Origin of the sequence: Gordonia rubripertincta (assembly GCF_038024875.1) — a bacterium.
Taxonomy (GTDB): Bacteria; Actinomycetota; Actinomycetes; order Mycobacteriales; family Mycobacteriaceae; genus Gordonia; species Gordonia rubripertincta.
The window spans coordinates 260545-283752 of record NZ_CP136136.1 but is presented as its reverse complement, the minus strand read 5'-3'; the positions used below and the strand labels follow the sequence as shown (position 1 = coordinate 283752).

The 23208-nt window shown below is 67.7% G+C and carries 17 protein-coding genes and 3 pseudogenes; 14 read left to right on the top strand and 6 right to left on the bottom strand.

The features are described from left to right. Positions 1–99: 99 nt before the first annotated feature. The gene (locus RVF83_RS01195) at positions 100–561 is read right to left on the bottom strand and encodes a hypothetical protein (protein WP_005199953.1); all 462 of its coding nucleotides are present in this window, start codon (positions 559–561) and stop codon (positions 100–102) included. 103 nt (positions 562–664) lie between these two features. Here RVF83_RS01195 and RVF83_RS01190 point away from each other — a divergent pair, with 103 nt between their 5' ends. The 5 genes from RVF83_RS01190 (at position 665) to RVF83_RS01170 (ending at position 5599) form a co-directional block, all read left to right on the top strand. Further along, positions 665–1606, top strand: a complete 942-nt coding sequence (locus tag RVF83_RS01190) for a PaaI family thioesterase (protein WP_005199952.1) — start codon at positions 665–667, stop codon at positions 1604–1606. 90 nt (positions 1607–1696) lie between these two features. Further along, complete coding sequence (locus RVF83_RS01185) at positions 1697–2500, top strand: TIGR03084 family metal-binding protein (RefSeq protein WP_039880935.1); 804 nt, start codon at positions 1697–1699, stop codon at positions 2498–2500. 61 nt (positions 2501–2561) lie between these two features. After that, positions 2562–3725 carry an acyl-CoA dehydrogenase family protein gene (locus RVF83_RS01180; protein WP_005199950.1) on the top strand — a complete coding sequence of 388 codons (1164 nt, stop codon included), beginning with the start codon at positions 2562–2564 and terminating at the stop codon, positions 3723–3725. A 46-nt stretch (positions 3726–3771) separates the two neighbouring features. After that, a complete protein-coding gene (locus RVF83_RS01175) occupies positions 3772–4944 on the top strand; it encodes an acyl-CoA dehydrogenase family protein (protein WP_005199949.1) in 1173 nt (390 codons plus the stop codon). A 10-nt stretch (positions 4945–4954) separates the two neighbouring features. Next, entirely contained in the window at positions 4955–5599 is a 645-nt protein-coding gene (locus tag RVF83_RS01170; RefSeq protein ID WP_005199948.1) for a TetR/AcrR family transcriptional regulator, read from the top strand. Between the two features lie 13 nt (positions 5600–5612). Here the strand turns inward: RVF83_RS01170 and RVF83_RS01165 are convergent, their stop codons facing one another. Continuing rightward, entirely contained in the window at positions 5613–6227 is a 615-nt protein-coding gene (locus RVF83_RS01165; RefSeq protein WP_039880942.1) for a Pr6Pr family membrane protein, read from the bottom strand. A 112-nt stretch (positions 6228–6339) separates the two neighbouring features. Here RVF83_RS01165 and RVF83_RS01160 point away from each other — a divergent pair, with 112 nt between their 5' ends. Then, positions 6340–8421 (top strand): FUSC family protein, encoded by a 2082-nt coding sequence (locus RVF83_RS01160; RefSeq protein ID WP_039880933.1) that lies wholly within the window; start codon positions 6340–6342, stop codon positions 8419–8421. A gap of 37 nt (positions 8422–8458) precedes the next feature. On the opposite strand, the gene RVF83_RS01155 is transcribed toward RVF83_RS01160, so the two are convergent. Continuing rightward, positions 8459–9577 (bottom strand): NDMA-dependent alcohol dehydrogenase, encoded by a 1119-nt coding sequence (locus RVF83_RS01155; protein ID WP_005199945.1) that lies wholly within the window; start codon positions 9575–9577, stop codon positions 8459–8461. 48 nt (positions 9578–9625) lie between these two features. Continuing rightward, positions 9626–11123: pseudogene (locus RVF83_RS01150) on the bottom strand (aldehyde dehydrogenase family protein). Between the two features lie 256 nt (positions 11124–11379). Between RVF83_RS01150 and RVF83_RS01145 the strand changes: the two are divergent. Next, positions 11380–12531, top strand: coding sequence for an HPP family protein (locus RVF83_RS01145; RefSeq protein ID WP_005199943.1), 1152 nt, complete (start codon positions 11380–11382; stop codon positions 12529–12531). Positions 12532–12556: 25 nt separating this feature from the next. Here the strand turns inward: RVF83_RS01145 and RVF83_RS01140 are convergent, their stop codons facing one another. After that, the gene (locus RVF83_RS01140) at positions 12557–14257 is read right to left on the bottom strand and encodes a sigma-54-dependent Fis family transcriptional regulator (protein ID WP_039880931.1); all 1701 of its coding nucleotides are present in this window, start codon (positions 14255–14257) and stop codon (positions 12557–12559) included. 68 nt (positions 14258–14325) lie between these two features. Here RVF83_RS01140 and RVF83_RS01135 point away from each other — a divergent pair, with 68 nt between their 5' ends. The 6 genes and pseudogenes from RVF83_RS01135 to RVF83_RS01110 all read left to right on the top strand — a co-directional run bounded on the left by RVF83_RS01135 (position 14326) and on the right by RVF83_RS01110 (position 21147). Further along, a complete protein-coding gene (locus RVF83_RS01135; RefSeq protein WP_039880941.1) occupies positions 14326–15201 on the top strand; it encodes an exodeoxyribonuclease III in 876 nt (291 codons plus the stop codon). A 693-nt stretch (positions 15202–15894) separates the two neighbouring features. Then, a pseudogene (gene rpsL, locus RVF83_RS01130) lies at positions 15895–16267 on the top strand (30S ribosomal protein S12). A gap of 6 nt (positions 16268–16273) precedes the next feature. After that, positions 16274–16745: pseudogene (rpsG, locus tag RVF83_RS01125) on the top strand (30S ribosomal protein S7). A gap of 88 nt (positions 16746–16833) precedes the next feature. Next, positions 16834–18939: an elongation factor G gene (fusA, locus tag RVF83_RS01120; protein WP_005199939.1), complete on the top strand. Its 2106-nt coding sequence runs from the start codon at positions 16834–16836 to the stop codon at positions 18937–18939. 113 nt (positions 18940–19052) lie between these two features. Further along, a complete protein-coding gene (tuf, locus tag RVF83_RS01115) occupies positions 19053–20243 on the top strand; it encodes an elongation factor Tu (protein ID WP_005199938.1) in 1191 nt (396 codons plus the stop codon). A 157-nt stretch (positions 20244–20400) separates the two neighbouring features. Further along, positions 20401–21147 carry an alpha/beta fold hydrolase gene (locus RVF83_RS01110; RefSeq protein WP_005199937.1) on the top strand — a complete coding sequence of 249 codons (747 nt, stop codon included), beginning with the start codon at positions 20401–20403 and terminating at the stop codon, positions 21145–21147. Here the strand turns inward: RVF83_RS01110 and RVF83_RS01105 are convergent. Continuing rightward, positions 21144–22082, bottom strand: a complete 939-nt coding sequence (locus RVF83_RS01105) for an oxygenase MpaB family protein (RefSeq protein WP_005199936.1) — start codon at positions 22080–22082, stop codon at positions 21144–21146. The genes RVF83_RS01110 and RVF83_RS01105 overlap by 4 nt on opposite strands. Positions 22083–22182: 100 nt before the next feature. Here RVF83_RS01105 and RVF83_RS01100 point away from each other — a divergent pair, with 100 nt between their 5' ends. Beyond that, positions 22183–23169 carry an o-succinylbenzoate synthase gene (locus RVF83_RS01100; RefSeq protein WP_005199935.1) on the top strand — a complete coding sequence of 329 codons (987 nt, stop codon included), beginning with the start codon at positions 22183–22185 and terminating at the stop codon, positions 23167–23169. The last annotated feature ends 39 nt before the right edge of the window (positions 23170–23208 follow it).

Here is a 23208-nt window from a genome sequence, read left to right as displayed (position 1 = left end):
GCACAGTCGGAGACGCCTGGGGCCACTCAGACGGATGTGTCGGGAAACAACGCGGTCGGGGACGCCGAAGCGTCCCCGACCGAGGGATGTGGGCGGCGGCTAGCGCGTGAAGGTACCGCTACCGGGCACGACGGTGAATGTCCGGTCGTTCTTGCCGATGATCGTCGTGGTGAACTGGATCGACCCGGCGCCGGTGGCGAGGGCGACACCGTCCGACGGGCGCGCATCGGTGCACGCGTCGAAGACGTCGCTGCCGGTCTTGCCGGTGGAGGTGTTGGTCCACGAGATCCCGACGCGTGCGTCCTTGAGGCTCGTTGCGCACGATTCGGTGGGGGTCGTGTTCAGCGTGACCTGGGTGACGCCGGGTTCAGTCGCGGATGCGAGGATCGACGCGAGGAAGCCGCCGGTGACACCGTTGGAGCCGACGGTGATGCCCGTGTTCGGGACCTGCTCGACACTCAGCGGCTGTTCGCCCGGTGCTGCCTGTGCGGTCGTGGCGCCCAGCGTCAGTGCGCCGAATGCGGCAACGGCCCCGAATCCAGCAATGGTCTTACGTCCCATGTGTATCTCCCGTCACTCTGGACACTACGAACCCACAGCGTACGGGAGTGATGTTGGACTCCTCAAGGTGAGGTCGGCGGCACTCTGCTGATACAGAAGACGTATGAGCGATCTGGATCTTCCCGAGTCATCGAACCCGGGGCCGCACGACCCGCTGTCCGCCTTCCACCTCGGCGACCTCACCGTCGAGGAGAAGGGTGTCCGTGCTTCCCAGTTGCTGTGCTCGCAGTTCGCCGACCATCGCGGCCTGATCGAGCTGCCCGCGCTCGCCGTCCTCTTCGATCACTGCGGCGGCCTCCCGTTCCATCGCGTCCACGGAGACCCGGCGGCTGCGACCCTGCAGGCGCGTCTCTCGCTGTCGACACATGGTCGCGCACAAATAGGCGACCTGCTCGCGGCGCGTGCCGAGGTCGTGATGCACGATGACGGCTGGGGTTCGACGAGTATCGAGATCCGCTCTGGCGCAGGGCAACTGTGCTGCTTCGGTACCGCGCGCAATGTTCGGGTGGGGCGCGCTGTGGCGGGTGCGGCATCGGCCGCCGAGCTCGCGACGGCATCGCCGAAGTGCGACGACCACCACGGCGTGACGCTGCCCGCGGCGATCCCGGCGGGTCTGTCCGGCCGGGCGGTGGTGGAAGAAATAGCCACCAAGCAGCGCGATCCCGGGCCGCTCGTCGAGATGCTCAACGGCACGGTCGAGGTGCTCGACGGGGCCACCGAGCGTGAAGCGGGCGTCCGCTTCCGCAGCGCCACCGATCCCTGGATGGGCAACATGTTCGGCACCATGCACGGCGGCGTCATCGCCGCCATCGTCGGTCAGGCGGGTTCGTTCGCCGGCCACCTCCATGCCGGGGTCGGTCAGGAGTACTCGATCGGCGACATGGCCATCGGTTTCTACCGGTCGCCCGCAGTCGACGGCGGTGAGGTCACGGTCGAAGTGACACCGATCAAGACCGGGCGTCGGATCGCCTCCTTCGAGGCGACAATGACTTCGTACGACGACGTCCTGCTCAGCCGCGCAACGTTGGACATCCACTACCGCTGACACGACATCCCCGCGGCGGTTCTCTGTGCGCCGGGTAAGAAACAATCAAGCGTGCTTGATTCCTCCCCGGTCCTGTGTGACGCTGTGCGCATGACCGATCGAGCAGCGGCCGTGTACGGCGTCGTGGCAGACCTCGAAGCCGAGTCAGACCAGCTCGACGCGCTGGTCCGTGACCTCGACGACGCGGGATGGGCCACGCCGACGCCGGCCCCGGGGTGGACCATCGCCCACCAGATCGCGCACCTTGCGTGGACCGACGAGGTCGCCGCCATCGCGGCGACCGATCCCGAGCGCTTCACCGAGCTGGTGACCGAGGCTCTGCAGAACAGCCCCGAGACCTACGTCGACGATGCCGCCGAGGCCGGGGCGGGTGCCCCGGTCGAGGAGATCCTCGCGGGCTGGCGACTCGCGCGAGCAAAGCTGGCGGACGCGCTCCGGGAAGTGCCCCAGGGTGTGAAGATCCCGTGGTTCGGCCCGCCGATGTCGGCGGCGTCGATGGCGACCGCGCGGCTGATGGAGACCTGGGCGCACGGTCTCGACATCGCCGACGCCCTCGGGGTGACGGTGCTGCCCAGCGACCGCATCCGCCACGTCGCGCACATCGGTGTGCGCACACGCGATTTCGCCTACATCGTCAACGGCAAGGTCCCGCCGGCCGAACCGTTCCGCTACGCCCTGACCTCGCCGGCGGGTGAGTTGTGGACCTGGGGTCCCGAGGACGCGTCGAACATCGTGCGCGGCTCGGCGCTGGACTTCTGCCAGCTCGTCACCCAGCGACGCGCCGTCGCCGACCTCGACCTGGAGTTCGTCGGCGAGGATGCGCTCGAATGGTCCGGTATCGCACAGTGTTTCGCCGGGCCTCCGGGTGCCGGCCGCGAGCCGCGCGGCGCCTGAACGCCCGTCTCGAACCCTCCATTCGTTCCACACCGCAGCCACATCACCTAAGGAGCCTCGGGTGCCCATCACCAGCCCCAACGTCTGGGACACGCCGGAACGTCTCGAACTGCGTTCGATGGTCCGCAAGTTCGTCGAGAAGCACATCCTGCCCTTCCAGGACGACTGGGAGCGCGACGGCGAGATCCCGCGTTCGCTTCACCTCGAGGCCGCCAAGCTCGGCCTGTTCGGCCTCGGGGTGCCCGAGGAGGTCGGCGGCTCCGGCGGCGACATCATCGACACGACGATCCTCGCCGAGGAACTGCACTACGCCGGTGCGGCCGGCGGCATCTTCGCGGGCCTGTTCACCCACGGCATCGCCCTGCCGCACCTGATCGCCGCCGGCGATCCGGAGCAGATCGACCGCTGGGTACGCCCGACTCTCGCCGGTGAGAAGATCGGCTCGCTCGCGATCACCGAACCCGGTGGTGGCAGCGATGTCGGCCACCTGGCCACCAAGGCCGAGCGCGACGGCGACTTCTTTGTCGTCAACGGCGCGAAGACCTACATCACCTCGGCCGTCCGGGCCGACTTCGTCGTGGCGGCCGTCCGCACCGGCGGACCGGGGGCCGGCGGCGTGTCCCTCCTCGTCATCGACAAGGACACCCCCGGATTCACCGTCACCCGCAAACTCGACAAGATGGGCTGGCGCTGCTCGGACACCGCGGAGCTGTCCTTCGTCGACGCACGTGTCCCGGTGAAGAACCTCGTCGGACCGGAGAACTCCGGATTCGCCCAGATCGCCATGGCTTTCGTCACCGAGCGGTCGGGTCTGGCCGTCCAGGCCTACGCCAGCGCCCAGCGGTGTCTCGACCTCACCGTGCAGTGGGCCCGTGATCGCGAGACCTTCGGCAAGCCGATCATCGCGCGACAGTCGGTGCAGGACACCCTGACCGAGATGGCGCGTCGTATCGACATCGCCCGCATCTACACGCGCGCCGTGGTGGAGCGGAAGGCGACCTCGCACGACGACCTCATCGCCGAGGTGTGTTTCGCCAAGAACACCGCGGTCGAAGCCGGAGAATGGGTGGCCAACAAGGCCGTTCAGCTGCACGGTGGACTCGGTTACATGACCGGCACCGAAGTCGAGCGCCAGTACCGGGACATGCGCATCATCGGCATCGGCGGCGGCACCACCGAGATTCTCAACGGACTGGCCGCCAAGCGACTCGGCTTCCACGCCTGAGCCGCCGCCATCATCCGAAACCACACCTACACAGAGGAAAGACGCGATGACAGCCTTGGAGAACCCCTTCGTCGAGACCCCGGAGCGTGCCGCGCTGCGTTCCGCGGTCGCCGGTCTGGCCGCGAAGTACGGCCAGGAGTATTTCCGGGATTGTGCCCGTGAGGGGCGCAAGACCGACGAACTGTGGGCGGAGGCGGGCAAGCTCGGCTTCATCGGCGTCAATCTGCCCGAGGAGTACGGCGGCGGCGGTGCCGGGATGTACGAGCTCGCGATCGTCATGGAGGAGATCGCCGCCTCCGGTACCGGCCTGCTGATGCTGGTGGTCTCGCCGGCGATCTGCGGCAACGTGATTGCGCGCTTCGGCACCGACGAGCAGAAGCAGCAATGGCTGCCGGGCCTCGCGGACGGCTCGATCACGATGGCGTTCGGCATCACCGAACCCGACGCGGGATCGAACTCGCACAACATCACCACCACCGCCCGTCGGGACGGGGCGGACTGGCTGCTGTCGGGCCAGAAGGTCTACATCTCCGGTGTCGACCAGGCCCAGGCCGTCCTGATCGTGGCGCGTACCGAAGACGCCAAGACCGGCAAGCTGAAGCCGGCGCTGTTCATCGTGCCGACCGACGCGGAGAACTTCTCCTACACCATGATCGACATGGAGCTGCAGAACCCGGAGAAGCAGTTCCAACTGTTCCTCGACGACGTTCGGTTGCCCGCCGAGGCACTCGTCGGCGACGAGGACGCGGCCCTCAGCCAGCTGTTCGCCGGGCTGAACCCGGAACGGATCATGGCTGCGGCCTCGGCTGTCGGCATGGGACGGTTCGCACTCGACAAAGCGGTCTCCTACGTCAAGGAGCGCACGGTGTGGAAGACGCCGATCGGCGCACACCAGGCCATCGCGCATCCGTTGGCGCAGGGCAAGATCGAGCTCGAGATGGCCAAGCTCATGATGCAGAAGGCCGCGACGATGTATGACGCGGGCGACGACTGGGGTGCCGCCGAGCCGGCGAACATGGCGAAGTACGCCGCTGCCGAGGCCGCGGTGAAGCTCGTCGACCAGGCTGTGCACTCGATGGGTGGCAACGGGCTGACCACCGAATACGGCATCGCACCGATGCTGAGTCTCGTCCGCATCGCCCGCGTCGCACCGGTCAGCCGCGAGATGATCCTCAACTTCGTCGCACAGGCCAGCCTCGGCCTCCCGAAGTCGTACTGAGGTAGTACCGATGGTTTCCGCGCGAGTCTCGTCGAATCGTCGTGAACCGCAGCAGGAACGCTCACGCCTGACGCGTGAGCGCCTGCTGCGGGCGACGATCGACGCACTCGCGGCGGACGGCTGGGCGGCTGCCACCGTCGCCGCGGTCGCCGAACGCGCCGGCGTCTCGCGAGGCGCTGCGCAGCATCACTTCCCGACGCGGGAGTCGCTCATCACCGCTGCGCTCGAGCAGGTCTTCGACGACCTCACGACGGCGGCGGACAGCAGGTCCGGGGCGTCGGTCGAGCCGGGCGGGCCGATCACCCCGGCGCGCGTGCTGGCAGCCGTCCAACGAATGGTCGAGGTCTACACCGGAACGGAATTCAAGGCGGCCCTGCAGGTGTGGGCGGCCGCAGCCTCCGATCCCGCCCTGCGCACCCTGATCCTGCCGCTGGAGGCGAAGTTCGCCCGTGCGGCCCATCAGCGCACGATGGCGGCGATGGGGGTTTCGCCGGCCGACGAGAAGGGGCACCGTCTCGTGCAGGCGACCCTCGACTTCGCGCGCGGGCTCGGCCTGGCCGACACCCTGACCGACGATTCGGCGCGCCGTGCGCAGGTCGTCGACACCTGGTGCGAGCAGCTCGCGGTGTCGCTGGGGGTCGACGAGAACGACTGATGTACGGGGGCGGTCAGGCCGGCGACTCGTCTCGCGACCGCCCGCGCGTCCCGACCCAGTACACGCCGAAGGACATGAGCGTCATACCGACGAACACGACCACCAGCGAGATGGTCATCGACACGTAACCCTGCTCGCGCGGGTCGAGGAACGGGTACGGGTACCAGTCGACGATGGGCCCGCGGATGAGTGAGTACACGCCGTACACCAGCGGGATGGCCAGCCAGGTCAGCCAGCTGCGATCGGGAAGTCGCCTGGCGCGCACCAGGGCCCAGTCCACCAGCATCACCAGGGGGACGATGCGGTGGAGCACGTCGTTCACCCAGCTGTAGGTGACGTCCACGTCGACCCCGCTGAGCAGCAGCGCGTAGACGATGCCGGTGATCACCATGCAGGTGGTCACGGCTCCGCGGAACCACTCCCACGCCGGCCCGGTGGGGGCGAGTAGTCCGCCGACGAGCAGTACGACCGCGGCGGCGATGTTGCTGAGCACCGTGAAGTAGCCGAAGAAGTTCCACAGGGTGAAGTCGGGGTCGTCGAGGCGGACCATCACCTGATAGATGAGGGCCCAGGTGCCAAGCGCCGCGAACACGATACGGAGTACACGGATCCACCAGGTCGCAGTCACACGGTGATTGAAGCACCACCGCTCGAGTAGGCGTGTGCGACCGCACCCGAGCGGCACGAACATGCTGCTGTGACGCCGGGCGTACCCATCCGGCGATGAGATGATTCCGGGCATGGCACCGCCTTTCGCACTGACCGCTCTGCTCACCACGCGTGACCCCGGAGCGGCCCGCTTGCGCAAGGCGGCGCGGGGCGCGTCGGCGATGGCCATCGGCGCCCTGGTGGTGCTCGCGATCCGCTCCGTGGTGAGCCTGCCGGTCGCCGCCGAACTGTCGGCCGCCTTCCTGTCGCTGTGGGCGACGGTCGGTGCGGTCAAGGACACCACCGCGCGCGCGCGGATCATCACGACCGTCGCGCTGCTCGTCCCCGGCTTCGCGGCGGCACTCCTCGCGTGCCTGTTGCATCCGTGGCCGGTCGCGCGGGCGGTCGCCTTCGTCGCGATCGCCGGTCTCGCCGCCTGGACGACGCGCTACGGGCCGCGGGGGAGTGCGCTCGGCTTCTTCGGCTTCTTCGCCTTCTTCTTCGCCGTGGTGATGGGGGCCGACCTGCACACGCTGCCGGTGCTGTGCGGCCTCGTCGTCATCGCCGTGGCGAGCGCACTGTTCGTGCGCCTGGTGCTGGTCCCCGACCGGCCGGGTGAGGAACTGGGGCGCCTCCTGCGGAGCGTGGAGGTCTGCGCCGACGATCTGCTCAGGGTCGCGAGCGAACCGGAGACCGGGCGGCAGCGGCTGGCGGGGGCGGTGACCCGGCTGTCGGCCGCGACGAGCGCGGTCGCCGGATGGCAGAAGAACTACGATGCCGCGCACTACACGGATCTGGATGACACCACCCTGTCGCGCCGGGTCTCGATGCTGCATCTGGCGAGCGAACAGACAGCTTTCCGGGTGGCCGAGCACCCAGCGGATCCCGCCGTCGCCCAGGCGGTGTCGCAGGTCCGCGGTGCGCTGAGGTCGCCGGGTGACGCTGCCACCCCGGCGTTCGTCGCGCCGGACCCGACCCGCGAGACGTTGCGCAACGTCGTGTCGGCGACGGCCGATCTGCGCTCGATCACCGTCCGGCGCCGAAAGGCGACCACGCCTGCGACATCAACCGGGGCGACATCCACCCGGAAGACCTCGGCGCCGTCGAAGAAGGCACCGAGGCCCGACACCACCCGATTCGCACTCCAGGTCATGGTTGCGTGTTCGGTGGCGCTCGCCGTCGGCGAGCTGATCTCGGCGAGCCGCTGGTACTGGGCGGTGCTCAGCGCCTTCATGGTCTTCAACGGAATGGCAACTCGCGGAGCCATTCTCACCAAGGCCGTCAAACGCGTTCAGGGCACGGCGGTCGGCCTGGTGATCGGCGTCGCCGCCGTGTTGGTCATCGGTGAACACCCCGCGGTGCAGTACGTGATCGTGGTCTGCGCGGTCTTCTTCGCCTTCTATCTCGGTGCGATCTCCTACACCTGGACGATCCTTTTCATCACGATCGTCCTCACCAACAGCTACGACCTGCTCGGTGTCCTGAACCGCCACGTCCTCGAGTGGCGCATCGAGGAGACGCTGTGTGGTGCCCTGGTCGGTGCGGCCGCGGCCTTCCTCATTCTGAGCACGCCGACCTCACCCGTCCTCGACACCAAGCTGCGGGCATACTTCGACGCCCTCGTCGACCTGGCCTCCGTCGCCCTGCGCGGAGGCGAGAACCGGCCGGGGGAAGCCGATTCCGACGCGTCCCTGGCCGCCGTACGGGTGCTCGACGGGGCCGAGGCCGCCATGCTCGACACCGCGACCTCTGCGGTGTTCTCTCTCAGCCGATTCCATCGATCGATGTTGCGTCGTCTGCGGCCGCACCTCCACGAGACGACACGCGAGGCGAGGGGGCTCGCGTGGTCGGCGATCGGTCTGGCGCGGTCCGCCGAACACACCGGGAACAGCGACCGAGTCGAGCCGGAGATCGAACAGGATCTCGTCGCGGAGCTCCGTCGTGCCGCCGACGCGACGGTGTCGGCGATCGAACACGGCGGTGTCGCGGCGACGACGATGGGAAAGCGGACGAAGGACGTCAGGGTCGAGAACACCGTCCCTGCGACGGAGCTCGCTGACGCCTCACCGGTCCGGCAGGCCCGACGACTCATCGCCTCGGTGCAGCGCATGCGCGCGGCGATCGCCGGGCCCGTCCGCGCCTCTCGTGCAGACGAACAGCTCGCCGGCGAGTGAGCCGCCGGCGAGCTGTTCGCGTGTTCCGGTCATCGGCTCATTCGCCGTGGATGATGACCCCGCGCAGGTTCTTTCCGTCACGGAGGTCCTGGTAGCCCTCGTTGACCTGGTCGAGGGTGTAGGTCGTGGTGACCAACTCGTCGAGCTTGAGCTGACCCTGATCGTAGAGACGCAGCAGCTTGACGATGTCGTACTGCGGGTTGGCCGAGCCGAACAGGCTGCCCTTGATCGTCTTCTGGTTCAGCGTCAGGTCGGTGCCCGACACGTGCACGGTTAGCTTGGCCGGATCGGCGAGCCCGGTGATGACCACGGTGCCACCCTTGCCGACGACGGCTGTCGCGTTGGACACGACCTCCTCGTCGACCGTGCCCACCAGGATCAGTGCCTGATCGGCGCCCTGACCCCAGGTCAGCTCGTTGACCTTGGCGGCGGCCTCCTGCGGATCGGAGTAGGCGTGGGTCGCACCGAATTTCAGTGCGGCGTCACGCTTCATGTCGACCGGGTCGACGACGACGATGAACTTGGCGCCGGCCGACACCGCACCCTGCACCGCGTTGATACCCAGTCCGCCGATGCCGTAGATGACCACGGTGTCACCGGGGCGCACCCCGCCGGCGTAGACGGAGGTGCCCCAGCCCGACGGCACGCCGCAACCGACGAGCACGGCCTTGTCCAACGGGAGCCAGTCGTCGACCTTCACCACCGAGTGCTGGGAGATGATGGCGCGTTCGGAGAAGGTGCCGAGCATGCACATCGCGCCGAAATCTTCCTTGCCCGAATGGAATCGGAAGGTGCCATCGGGCATCGAGCCCTCGAGGATGGTCGCGCCCATGTCGCACAGGTTCTGTCGTCCCGTCGAGCAGTAACGACAGGTGCCGCAGTTGGGGATGAAGCTGCACACGACATGGTCGCCCGGCTTGACCTTGGTGACCCCGGGCCCGACGGCCTCGATGATGCCGGAGCCTTCGTGACCACCCACGATCGGGTATCGCGGCGGCAGGTCGCCGTCGGTGAGGTGGAGGTCGGAGTGGCACAGACCGGCAGCGGTGTACTTGATCAGGACCTCACCCTCACGGGGCTCGTCGAGGTCGAGTTCGACGATCTCGAAAGGCTTTCCGGGGGCGGTCAGAACGGCGGCCTTGGTGGTGAGTGTCATGTCGTGCTCCTTTGCACTAGGGGAATTCTGGGGTGGAGTGGGAACCGGTCAGAGCGCGATGTTCACGGCCTTCGTCTGGGGTGTAGAGGTCGATCGCCGAGGAACCGAGTTCGCGGCCCCAGCCGGACTGCTTGTAGCCGCCGAAGGGCATCGCGGTGTCGAAGCCGTTGTATTGGTTGACCCAGACCGAACCGGCCTTGATCTGCCGGGCCGTCCGATGGGCCTTCGACAGGTCGGTGGTCCAGATGCCCGCGGCGAGTCCGTAGATGGAGTCGTTCGCGGCGGCCGCGACCCCGGTGTCGGCGTCGAAGGGCAGCGCGGCGACGACCGGTCCGAAGATCTCCTCCCGCACGATGGAGAAGTCCGGTTCGACGTCGACGAACACCGTCGGCTCGATGAAGAATCCCTCGTCGCCCCAACGCTTTCCGCCGGTCAGCGCACGAGCTCCGTCGGCGATTCCGGCCGCGAGATAACCGGAAACGCGGTCGAACTGTTCCTGACTCACCAGCGGACCGAGCTCGGTGGCGGGATCGAGGCCCGGCCCGATCTTCGCCTGGGATGCCGCCTCGGCGACCGCCGCGGTGAAGTCGTCGAAGATGGGGCGTTCGACGTAGAGTCGGGTGCCGGCCACGCAGCACTGGCCGTGATTGAACATCCACGCGGCCACCGAGCCGGCGACCGCCTTCTCGAAATCGGCGTCGGCGAAGACGATGTTGGGGCTCTTGCCGCCCAGTTCGAGCGACACCTTCTTGAGGTTGCCCTTGGCCGCCTCGACGATCTTCTTGCCGACCTCGGTGGAACCGGTGAAGGCGATCTTGTCGACGTCGTCGTGGGCGGCGAGGGCTGCTCCGGCCTCGCCGTAACCGGTGACGATGTTGACCACACCCGGCGGGAACCCGGCCTCGTCGAAGATCTCGCCGAGCAACAGGGCGGTGAGCGGTGTCTGCTCGGCGGGCTTGAGGATGACGGTGTTGCCCGCGGCCAGCGCCGGCGCGAGCTTGAAGGCGGCCATCAGCAGCGGGAAGTTCCACGGGACGATCAGCCCGCACACGCCGACCGGCTCGCGAAGGGTGTAGGCGTGGAACTCGCCGCCCGGCACGAAGGGCATCGACACGTCGACCGTGGAACCGGTGATCTTGGTGGCCAGGCCCGCGTTGTAGCGGAAGATGTCGGCGGACCAGGCGGTGTCGACGGCGGCGGCGATGGTCGCAGCCTTGCCGTTGTCGAGTGCTTCGAGCTGACCGAACTCGGCGGCCCGTTCGGTGAGCAGATCGCCGACGCGCCAGAGCAGCCGTTCGCGTTCGTTCGGCTTCATCCGCGACCACGGGCCGGCGCCGAAGGCCTCGCGGGCGGCGCGGACCGCGCGGTCGATGTCGGTGGCGTCGCCGTGAGCAACCGAGGTGAGGGGACGGCCGGTGGCGGGGTCGATGGTCTCGAAGGTGCGACCTGACGCCGACGACACCCACTCACCGCCGATCAGCATCGGACGGTCAGAGCCGATGAAGTCGCGGACCTTCGGCAGCAGTTCGGTGGCGACTGCGGTCATGAATACCTCCTGGTGAAGCGCTCGACGTCGGGGTCGGATCGAGCGGTCGAGATGAGACGGTCAGGGGTGACCTGGGTCATAGCTGTGACCTGACTCATTTCTGCCACCTATCGGAGTGGTCGCCGTGTCCAGAAACTGAACAGTCCGTTTTGTCCTGAACGGCTGCGGTGAGCAGGAGGGCGGGAAAAGTTCGCGATGCGTCGTCGCTAGCGTGTCCGGGGGTGGCGACGGCCGCCCGTTCACCGAGAGGGACCCGATGGCAGCGCGCATGACCGATCGTCTCCGCGGTGCGCTGCAGGCGTGGGGCCCGTCGGGGGCATCGGTGTCGCCGCGTGAAGCGGCACGTGCCGGGGTCGGCTCGGCCCTGGGCCTCGCGCTCGTCGGACTCGTACTCGCGACGTCCGGTACCGACCTGACGACGGGCCTGTTCCTGATCGCGCCGTTCGGTGCGTCGGCCGTGCTGTTGTTCGCCGCGCCCAACAGTCCGCTCGCCCAGCCGTGGTCGGCGGTGATCGGCAACACCGTGTCGGCGTTCGCGGGCGTCGCGGTGACCCTGCTGGTCTCGCCGGGTCAGCTGCGGGTCCCGCTCGCGGTCGGTGTGGCGGTGGTGGCCATGGTGCTGTGTCGTGCGGTGCATCCACCCGGCGGTGCGGTCGCGATGACCGCCGGACTCAGTCCGGACCTGGTCCACGCTCTCGGATTCCGGTTCGCCCTGGCGCCCGTTGCCGTCGGCACGATCGCGCTGGTCGCGCTCGCCGCGGTCTACGCACGCGTGACCGGCCGCCGGTACCCGGCTCGCCGGTTCGACGACGAGTCGTCGGCCACCGCGCGGATCGGTCTGGATGAAACCGAGTTGACCGACATCCTCGACCGGTACAGCCAGTCCCTCAACCTCGGGGTCGCCGACCTCGCGCGACTCATCGGGGCCGCCGAACTGCAGGTCGCCGGGCACCGCGCCGACCCGCTCGTCGCCGGTGACGTCATGTCCCGGGACCTCGTGACGGTGGGGCCGGACTCGACCCTCACCGAACTGGCCCAGATGTTCGACACCCACCGGTTCACCTCGCTGCCCGTGGTGACGCGCGGCGGTCGGTTCCTGGGTGTCGTCTTCCAGATCCATCTCGTCTCCCGGCTACGCGGGGGTTCGGCACGACGCGGTTCGGACCGCATGTTCGGCCGGCTGTTGCGCCGGGACGGGAGCGTCCTGACCGCGGCCGACGTCATGGACACGACCCTGCCGATCGCGTCTCCCGACGCCCCGGTGACCGCGGTGCTCCCCATGCTCGCCGGCAGCGACTGTGACGCTGTCCCCGTGCTCGACGGGGATCTGCTGGTCGGCATCGTCACCCAGACCGACCTCATCGCCGCGCTCGCCCGGCAGACCCTCGCTGACCCGCTCGTCGACTGATGTCCGGCTCGGCCACATCGCGAACCTAGATCCCGAGGGCTCGCATCCGCGCGTACAACGTGGTGCGACTGATCCCGAGGTCCCGCGCGGCGTGGACCTTGTTGCCGCCGGCACGGTCGAGGGCGTCGACGATCGCGGCGCGCTCGGCCTGCTCCCGCCCCGACAGATGGGCCGCCCGACTCGTCGTCCGATAGCCAGACGGGAGATCGGCCGCCTCGACCACCCGTGCCATTCGACCCCGGCACGCTGCCGCGGCCTGCCGCAGAACCGCGATCAGCTCGGTGAAGTTGCCCGGCCAGTCCTGGCTGAGCAGGGCATCGGTCGCCGGCCCGGACAGGGTGAGTTCCGGATCGATGTCACCGACGACTCCGCTCGCGATGGCCGCGAGCTCCGAGGTGCGGTGGCGCAGCGGCGCGGGATCGACGCGTCTCGCACACCGGCCGAGCAGAGCGGCGACCGCGGGTGACGCCTGCGCGCGAGGACCGCTGACGAGGATCAGGGGAGACGCTGCCGGCGTCGATACCGTGGCGCGGGTGAGCAGCGCGATCGACCGGTCGTCGAGCAGGTCCACACCGTCGATGACCAGGGGGACGCCCGACGATCTGGCTCGCGCGAGGGCGGTGGTGATGTCCACCTGCCGGCCGTTGATCAGCTCGTCGGCGACGTCGACGATGACCGCCCTGAACTCGGTGTCGACCGCCTCGGTGCCGCCTGTCTCCAGGTCGCCGGCCTCGGTGTCCGAGGCTTCTGCCGCCAACTCGAGCGCCAGCGTCGTGCGTCCGGTGCCGGGTTCACCGGACACCGCGACGGTCGTCGACGACGGCCGGACCGGGGCCGGGCGGGTCGGAGTGGGTGTGATCAGGGGGCGAAAGCGGAACAGTGCGGCCCCCCGGGTACCGGCCACGGGTTCGACGGCGATCTCGACCGACGCGCCCGAGACGAGCGTCAACGGCAGCGTCGTCGCCCGCAGCGCCGGGTCGGTGGCGATCGCCCGGAGCGCACCGATGTCGGTGGGGGAGAGCAGTTCGGCGGCCAGGGCATTGGTGAGCTGCAGATCGTCGCCGATCGCGGCCACCGCGACGTCCCGGCGCGGGGCGGCGCGTTGGAAGGCGTCGAGCACGCGGCGCTGGTGTGCGCGGGACCGGTCGAGCAGACGGTCGGCGATGTCGGCCACGATGCCGTTGACGACCGGGACCGCGAGAGGGTTGATGCGGTCGGCGATCTCGGACATACAGATGATCCCGGCCAGGCGCCGGGTCGCGGGATGGATGATCGGCTGTCCGAAGCAGCTGATCGACCGGAACTGTTCGAGATAGTGCTCGGAGCTGTTGACGATCACCCCGCCGCGCGTCTCCGCGGGTGTCCCGAGGGCAGTGGTCCCGACCATGTCCTCGCCGAACGGGACGCCGGGCGCCGCGCCGATCGCGTCGAGGCGACGTTCGACGGCGGTCCCGAACGCCACCCGCGTCACCATCCGGCACTCGTGATCGACGAGCAACAGTGACACGTCGGTGTCGGCGAGCCGGGCCGCCGCGTCGTCGAGGACGGGACGCGCCGCGTCGAGCAGAGGGTCGGCGGATCCGATGTCGCCCAGACGCGCGGGGATGTTGTCCTCCGGCCGCACTCCCGACAGCGCCGACCGACGCCACGAGTGCTCGATGACCGGGCGGTGCGGCGTTCGATCGGGACGGGCCGGGAGAGTGTCGATGAGACCAACGTGACACACATCACCGGCGAAGGAAAGCCCGGATGCCGTGTCGGATCGGCGTCGGTGCGTCGTACTACCGTGGGCCCATGCGCGTCGCGACCTGGAACGTGAACTCGGTGAAACAGCGGATTCCGCGCCTCCTCCCATGGCTCGACGAACGGCACCCGGACGTCGTCTGCCTGCAGGAGACCAAGCTCTCCGATGACGCCTTCCATGAGGTTCTCGGTGCCGATCTCGCCGAACGCGGCTACGAGATCGCGCACGCGGGGCAGGGTCAGTGGAACGGTGTCGCACTGCTCTCGAGGGTCGGGCTCGACGATGTGCGCGTCGGTTTCGACGGCATGCCCGGTTACCCGACGCCGGAGACGCTCGAGGCGCGCGCGGTGTCCGCGGTGTGTGGCGGTCTGCGCATCCACTCGCTCTACGTCCCCAACGGCCGTAGCCCCGACTCCGATCACTACGCGTACAAGCTCGAATGGCTGGCCGCCCTCGCGAAGGCGGTCGCCGACCCGTCGACGACGCTGCTCTGCGGTGACATGAACATCGCGCCCGCCGACGCGGACCTGTTCGATCCCGACGCCTTCGCCGGGCACACGCACGTCACCCCGCCGGAGCGTGCCGCACTCGCCGAGTTCGCGGCGCTGGGCCTGCGCGATGTCGTCCGTGACCGCTGGCCGGACGACCGGGTCTTCAGCTATTGGGACTACCGTGCCGGAATGTTCCACAAGGACCTGGGCATGCGGATCGATCTGATCCTGGCGGGGGAGTCCGCCGCCGGCCACGTCGAAGCGGCCTGGATCGACCGGAAGGCTCGCAAGGGCAGCAAGCCCAGCGACCACGCCCCGGTCATCGTCGACCTCGACGAGGCCCCCGACGGAAACATCGGGCCGGTGGTTCCGCCGCCGTCGAACCCGGCGAAACCCGGTGGCGCGAAGGTCAAGCTGCCCCAGACCCCGGACTGACGCAGTCTCGCGATCGCCGCGACGGCCGGCGTCGGCGCCGTGTTCGACGCGCCGCCCGCGCCGGGTGATGCTCACCACGAATGGGCCGACCACAACCGCGAACGCCGGGCGACGATCGTGGACCGGCGTTCGGCGGCCAGACCTTCCCCGACCTGACGGTCGATGGATCCGGGCAGTCCCTTCGCGGCGTCGATCGCGCTGGTCCGGGCCCATGTCGGAGGGTCGGCGGGTACCGGTCGGGCTGCGGTTCGCGGAAGTCTCGACGCGCCGGGTCCAGGGGTGTAAGAGTGGACAAGGTAATGCCATGTCTCAGCGTCGCCGGACCCCAGCGCACACGACCTGTTCACCTGCAGGTCGCGCGGAGGATCCGTTTTTTGACCTGTGCAAACCCGATCGGTAGAGTGGATCGTCGGTGCCCGGCCCATGCTGGGCCAGTCCGCATGCCCGGCCAACGGCTCTCGAGTCGGTCCTGATTTCGAAGAGAAGTCGGGGCGGGGCGGCAGGAGGGACTGACAAGCGAATCCGCTGTCGAGTGTATGACACGCCCGACCCCGGGGTAGCGAAAATGTACTGACCAGTGCGAATGCGCTGGTGGGGCGAGTTGTGGAAGCGCGCCGGAGTCGGTGTAGAGCCGATCCGCGGGCTTGCCCGGAGCACCAACCACAACTGACAACAAAGAGGACTGAACACCTAGTGCCAACTATCAACCAGCTGGTCCGCAAGGGCCGTCACGACAAGGCTGCAAAGACCAAGACTGCGGCCCTCAAGGGGAGCCCGCAGCGTCGTGGTGTGTGCACCCGCGTCTACACCACCACCCCCAAGAAGCCGAACTCGGCTCTTCGTAAGGTCGCCCGCGTGCGTCTGACCAGCTCGGTCGAGGTCACCGCGTACATCCCCGGTGAAGGCCACAACCTGCAGGAGCACTCGATGGTGCTCGTCCGCGGCGGTCGTGTGAAGGACCTCCCGGGTGTGCGCTACAAGATCATCCGCGGCTCGCTCGACACCCCAGGGTGTCAAGGACCGCAAGCAGGCCCGTAGCCGCTACGGCGCGAAGAAGGGGAACTGATAAGTCATGCCACGTAAAGGACCCGCACCCCAAGCGCCCCCTGATCAACGACCCGGTCTACGGTTCGCCGCTGGTCACCCAGCTGGTCAACAAGATCCTGCTGGACGGCAAGAAGTCGACCGCCGAGCGCATCGTCTACGGCGCCCTCGAGCAGGCCCGCGAGAAGACCGGCACCGACCCGGTCGTCACCCTCAAGCGCGCGCTCGACAACGTCAAGCCCACCCTCGAGGTGAAGAGCCGCCGCGTCGGTGGCGCCACCTACCAGGTGCCGATCGAGGTCAAGCCGAACCGCGCGAACACCCTCGCGCTCCGCTGGCTCGTGACCTTCAGCCGTCAGCGTCGCGAGAAGACGATGGTGGAGCGTCTGGCCAACGAGCTGCTCGACGCCTCCAACGGCCTCGGTGCTTCGGTGAAGCGCCGCGAGGACACCCACAAGATGGCCGAGGCCAACCGGGCGTTCGCGCACTACCGCTGGTGATCACTGCCGGCCGCGGCGGCCTTCGGGTCGCCGCGGCCGGACTCACCTCAGACCCAACAGCTCTCTAGCGAAATTGCGAGGCGATTAAGTGGCACAGGAAGTGCTCAGCGACCTGAACAAGGTTCGCAACATCGGCATCATGGCCCACATCGATGCCGGCAAGACCACCACGACCGAGCGAATCCTCTTCTACACCGGTGTGAACTACAAGATCGGTGAAACCCACGACGGTGCCTCGACCACCGACTGGATGGAGCAGGAGAAGGAGCGTGGTATCACCATCACCTCCGCGGCCGTGACCTGTTTCTGGAATAAGAACCAGATCAACATCATCGACACCCCCGGACACGTCGACTTCACCGTCGAGGTGGAGCGCAGCCTCCGCGTCCTCGACGGCGCAGTTGCGGTCTTCGACGGCAAGGAAGGCGTCGAGCCGCAGTCCGAGCAGGTGTGGCGTCAGGCCGAGAAGTATGAAGTTCCCCGTATCTGCTTCGTCAACAAGATGGACAAGCTGGGCGCGGACTTCTACTTCACCGTTCAGACCATCAAGGATCGTCTCGGCGCCAAGCCGCTGGTCCTGCAGCTCCCGATCGGTGCCGAGGACAACTTCGACGGCGTCGTAGACCTGATCGAGCAGAAGGCCATCACCTGGCGCGGCGTCGTGCCGACCGGTGCCGAGCCGACCATCGAGGAGATCCCGGCCGACCTGGTCGAGAAGGCTGCGGAGTACCGCGAGCAGCTCCTCGAGACCGTCGCCGAGTCCGACGAAGCCCTCATGGAGAAGTACTTCGGCGGCGAAGAGCTCACCGTCGAGGAGATCAAGGCTGCGATCCGCAAGCTGACCGTCTCCCGCGAGCTCTACCCGGTGCTGTGCGGCTCCGCGTTCAAGAACAAGGGCGTCCAGCCGATGCTGGACGCGGTCATCGACTACCTGCCGTCCCCGCTGGACGTGCCGTCGGTCGAGGGCCACGCCGTGGGCGACGAGGAGGAGATCCTCTCGCGCAAGCCGTCCGCCGACGAGCCGTTCTCGGCTCTCGCGTTCAAGATCGCCGCTCACCCCTTCTTCGGCAAGCTCACCTTCGTGCGCGTGTACTCCGGCAAGATCAACGCCGGCACCCAGGTGCTCAACGCCACCAAGGGCAAGAAGGAGCGCATCGGCAAGCTCTTCCAGATGCATGCCAACAAGGAAAACCCGGTCGAGGACGCCACCGCGGGTCACATCTACGCGATGATCGGCCTCAAGGACACCACCACCGGCGACACCCTGTGTGACGCGAGCGCTCCCATCGTGCTCGAGTCGATGAGCTTCCCGGACCCGGTCATCAACGTCTCGATCGAGCCGAAGACCAAGTCCGACCAGGAGAAGCTCGGCACCGCGATCCAGAAGCTCGCCGAAGAGGACCCGACCTTCTCGGTCCAGCTCGACGAGGAGACCGGCCAGACCGTCATCGGCGGCATGGGCGAGCTCCACCTCGACATCCTGGTCGACCGCATGAAGCGCGAGTTCAAGGTCGAGGCCAACGTCGGCAAGCCGCAGGTGGCGTACCGCGAGACCATCCGCAAGACGGTCGAGAAGCACGAGTACACCCACAAGAAGCAGACCGGTGGTTCGGGCCAGTTCGCGAAGGTCATCATCAAGCTCGAGCCCCTCGTGGACGCCGAGGACGGTGCGACCTACGAGTTCGACAACGCCGTCACCGGTGGTCGAGTCCCGCGCGAGTACATCCCGTCGGTGGATGCCGGTGCTCAGGACGCCATGCAGTACGGTGTCCTCGCCGGTTACCCGCTGGTCAACCTGAAGGTCACCCTGCTCGACGGTCAGTACCACGACGTCGACTCGTCGGAAATGGCCTTCAAGATCGCCGGCTCGCAGGCCCTCAAGGAAGCTGCGAAGATGGCCAGCCCCGTCATCCTGGAGCCGATCATGGCCGTCGAGGTCACGACTCCCGAGGATTACATGGGCGACGTCATCGGCGACCTGAACTCCCGCCGTGGCCAGATCCAGGCCATGGAGGAGCGCAGTGGTGCCCGTGTCGTGAAGGCACAGGTTCCGCTGTCGGAGATGTTCGGCTACATCGGAGACCTTCGGTCGAAGACCCAGGGCCGGGCAAACTACTCCATGGTGTTCGACTCCTACGCGGAAGTTCCCGCGAACGTGTCGAAGGAAATCATCGCGAAGGCCACCGGAGAGTAATTCCCCGGTCGCCCTGGCGACACGCGCTGGCCGACAAGCGGGCGCAACAACGTAAATGAAAACCCCTGCTGGGATCCGCCCAGTAGAGAACGACAGTCCAGGAGGACAATCAAGTGGCGAAGGCGAAGTTCGAGCGGACCAAGCCGCACGTGAACATCGGCACCATCGGTCACGTCGACCACGGCAAGACCACCCTGACCGCGGCGATCACCAAGGTGCTGCACGACAAGTACCCGGAGCTCAACAAGAGCTTCGCGTTCGACCAGATCGACAAGGCTCCTGAGGAGAAGGCGCGCGGTATCACGATCAACATCTCGCATGTTGAGTACGAGACCGAGAAGCGTCACTACGCTCACGTCGACGCCCCGGGTCACGCCGACTACATCAAGAACATGATCACCGGTGCGGCTCAGATGGACGGCGCGATCCTCGTGGTTGCCGCCACCGACGGCCCGATGCCGCAGACCCGCGAGCACGTGCTGCTGGCCCGCCAGGTCGGTGTGCCCTACATCCTCGTCGCCCTGAATAAGGCCGACATGGTCGACGACGACGAGATCATCGAGCTCGTCGAGATGGAGGTCCGCGAACTGCTGGCCGCCCAGGACTTCGACGAGGAAGCTCCGGTCGTCAAGGTCTCGGCTCTCAAGGCTCTCGAGGGCGACCCCGAGTGGGCCAAGTCGGTCGAGGAGCTCATGGCTGCCGTCGACGAGTCGATCCCGGATCCGGTTCGCGAGACCGAGAAGCCGTTCCTCATGCCCGTCGAGGACGTCTTCACCATCACCGGCCGCGGCACCGTGGTCACCGGTCGTGTGGAGCGCGGCGAGGTCAACGTGAACGAGGAAGTCGAGATCGTCGGCATCCGCGAGAAGAGCACCAAGACCACCGTCACCGGTATCGAGATGTTCCACAAGCTCCTCGATTCCGCACAGGCAGGCGACAACGCCGGTCTGCTGCTCCGCGGCCTCAAGCGTGAGGACGTCGAGCGCGGTCAGGTCATCGTGAAGCCGGGCACCACGACCCCGCACACCGAGTTCGAGGGCCAGGCATACATCCTGTCCAAGGACGAGGGCGGCCGTCACACCCCGTTCTTCAACAACTACCGTCCGCAGTTCTACTTCCGTACCACGGACGTGACCGGCGTCGTGACCCTCCCCGAGGGCACCGAGATGGTCATGCCGGGCGACAACACCGAGATGAGCGTCAAGCTCATCCAGCCGGTCGCCATGGACGAGGGCCTGCGCTTCGCCATCCGCGAGGGTGGCCGCACCGTTGGTGCGGGTCGAGTCACCAAGATCACCAAGTGATTCTTGCTTTGACGCACTGACTCTCGGAGTCGACAAGGCGCCCCAGCCGCGAAAGCGGTTGGGGCGCTTTTGTCATTGCGCTGCTGTCGTTACGGCAGGTCGCGACGATCGCGAGTGTGACGCGGTCCGCTCTGCAGCTTTTCGTAGGCTCGTCTCCATGCGTGTGCTCAGTCGACAGGCCGAACCCGACCTCGCGGTGCGGGTGGCCGGTGAACCCGACCGTGGCGTGCCGGTGGTCCTCGTCCACGGGATGGCGTCGGATCATTCGACCTGGCGGCCACTCGCCGCGTCGTTGCGCCGGCAGGGTCGCGGTGTGGTCAGTGTCGATCTACGCGGGCACGGCCGCAGCGGCCGGCCGGAGGGTCCGTACCGACTCGACGATTTCCGCGACGACCTGGTCTACGTGCTCGACAACCTCGGTATCCACGTGGCCGACGTGGTCGGTCACTCGCTCGGCGCCCACACCGCGCTACGTCTGGCGATGTACGAACCGTCCCGCGTGCGTCGGATGGTCCTCGAGGAGGTCCCGCCGATGCCGCACGACGAGGCCGATCTGTCCGAGGGCATCACCATGAAGGCGACACTCGGTGAGCAGATCCGCGGGTTCGTCGCGCTGGCACGCAACCCGTGGCCGGTCATCCGCTTCGACGGCCGGATGGGCGACGAGATCGTCGCCGAGTTCGACGTGTGCGCGCCGGAGTGGTGGTCGGAGCTGCCGCGGGTCACCGCCTCGACGATGGTCATCTCGGGTGGGGAGCGCAGCTTCCTGCCGCCCCGCCACCTGCGGACGGTCAGCGACGCGCTGCCGGACTCACAATTCGTCACCCTCGACGCCGGGCACAGTGTGCACCGCGACCGTCGTGCGGAGTTCATCCGGCACGTCGAGGAGTTCCTGGGTCGCTAGGCCGCAGGCCTGTTGTGCAACGGTCTGGGGTCGATGCCGACCTTCTGCCACGCCTCGTGGGCCCAGGGGACGTAGAGGTACTTGAGCGGGAGCCGGTTCACCAGCGGGTTGACCGCGCGCATGAACGCGGCGAAGCGCTGGAAGTTCTTCTCCTTCTTGTCGTCCCACTCCAGGTCGCAGACGTCCCGCATCTGCTGGGGGAGCGTCCCCACGATGACCGTGCGGATGAACGCGTTGAGCGGAGCAGACAGGACCTTCCACACCGGGGCCGGGATCTTCTTGGGCCGCGGCAGGCCCTGGCGGATGTAACCGGTCGCGTAGACGATCGTCTTGTGGGGGACGAAGCGGTCGAGCATGTCCTCCCAGTAGGCGACGAACTCCTCGTACGTCTGGGGCTGGCCGCGGTCGCTCACACCGTAGAGCTGGTACCAGACCTTGCTCTCCTCGAAGATCTGGACCTTCTCGGCATAACTGAGGCGACGGATGAACGTGTCGGTGATGTAGAGGACCTGGTCGACGAAGGTCGCGTGCGCCCAGTAGAACAGTTCGGGATTGAGCGCGTGGTAGCGCGAGCCGTCGCTGATGGTGCCCTTGATGTCGCGGTGGAAGTCGCGCACCGTCCGGCCCCATTTCTCGGGTTCGGTGCTGTACACGGTCTTCATCACCGGCGGCCCGGTGCGCTTGGCGCGGCCGAGGAAGTCGCTGAAGATCACCGAATGGTCGAGGACGGCCTGCCCGAGCTGCTCGATGCAGTTCTCGGTGCCGGCCAGGCGCTGGAAGCCGAGGATGCCCCGCGAGTCCCCGTAGAACTTCCACACGAGTGACTCGGCTCCGAGCCGAGGTCGCACGATCTCGCCGGCGGTGTCCGGGGTGTCGTCGACGATCATCGGTTCCGCCTCGCGGATACCGGCATCGAATCCCTGGTTGACTGACATGAGAGCGAGGGTAGCGGACTTGGAACAAACTGAAAAGGTTGTTCCATCGAATTCACATAACCCTCGTTCAAAGCTGACGCGAGCGACTCAGGAGGAAGCGATGCCCAGCGGCATGAGAGGCGAGTGGGAGCTCCCGGACGTCGAGGAACTGCTCTCGACTGCCGTGGTGGTCCGCCTGCCCATGCGGACCCGGTTCCGGGGGCTGACCTCCCGCGAGACGATGGTCTTCGCCGGCCCGGCGGGCTGGGGCGAGTTCGGTCCCTTCGTCGAATACGACGACGCGGAGGCATCCGCGTGGCTGCGCGCCGGCATCGAGGCCGCGTACCTCGGTCCGCCGCCCGCAGTTCGCGACACCGTGCCGGTGAACGCGACGGTGCCCGCGATCCCGGCCGAGGAGGTGGCCGACCTGTTGAAGCGGTACCCGGGGGCGGGGACGGCGAAGGTGAAGGTCGCCGAACCGGGGCAAACCCTCGACGACGACGTGGCGCGGGTCGCGGCCACGCGTGAGGTGATCGGGCGGGTGCGGGTCGACGCGAACGGCGGCTGGTCGGTGGACGAGGCGATCACCGCCTTGCGTGCGATCGGAGACATCGAGTACGCCGAACAGCCCTGCCGCACGGTCGAGGAGCTCGCGCAGGTGAGGCGTGCCGTCGAGGTCCCGATCGCCGCCGACGAATCCATCCGCAAGGCCGACGACCCATTACGCGTGGTGGCGGCGGACGCGGCCGACGTCGCGGTCGTGAAGGTGGCGCCCCTGGGGGGGATGCGAGCCACGCTCGAGCTGGCCGACACACTCGGCCTCGAGGTCGTGGTGTCGAGCGCCCTCGACAGTGCGGTCGGTATCGCGGCCGGGGTCGCCGCGGCCGCGGCACTGCCTCGGCTCGACCTCGCCTGCGGCCTCGGCACCGGATCTCTGTTCACCGCCGACGTCGCAGCGTCGTTTCTGATGCGCGAGGGCGTCGTCGAACCGCGCTGGTTCGGGCCGGGTGCCGAACTCGACCCCGTCGCTCACGCCGCGCCGGAGGACCGTAAGCAGTGGTGGTGGGATCGGTTACGACGGTGTCATCGGCTGCTCGCCGAGATCTGAGTTAGGAACGCTTTTCCTGAATTGTCTCAACATGGTCTA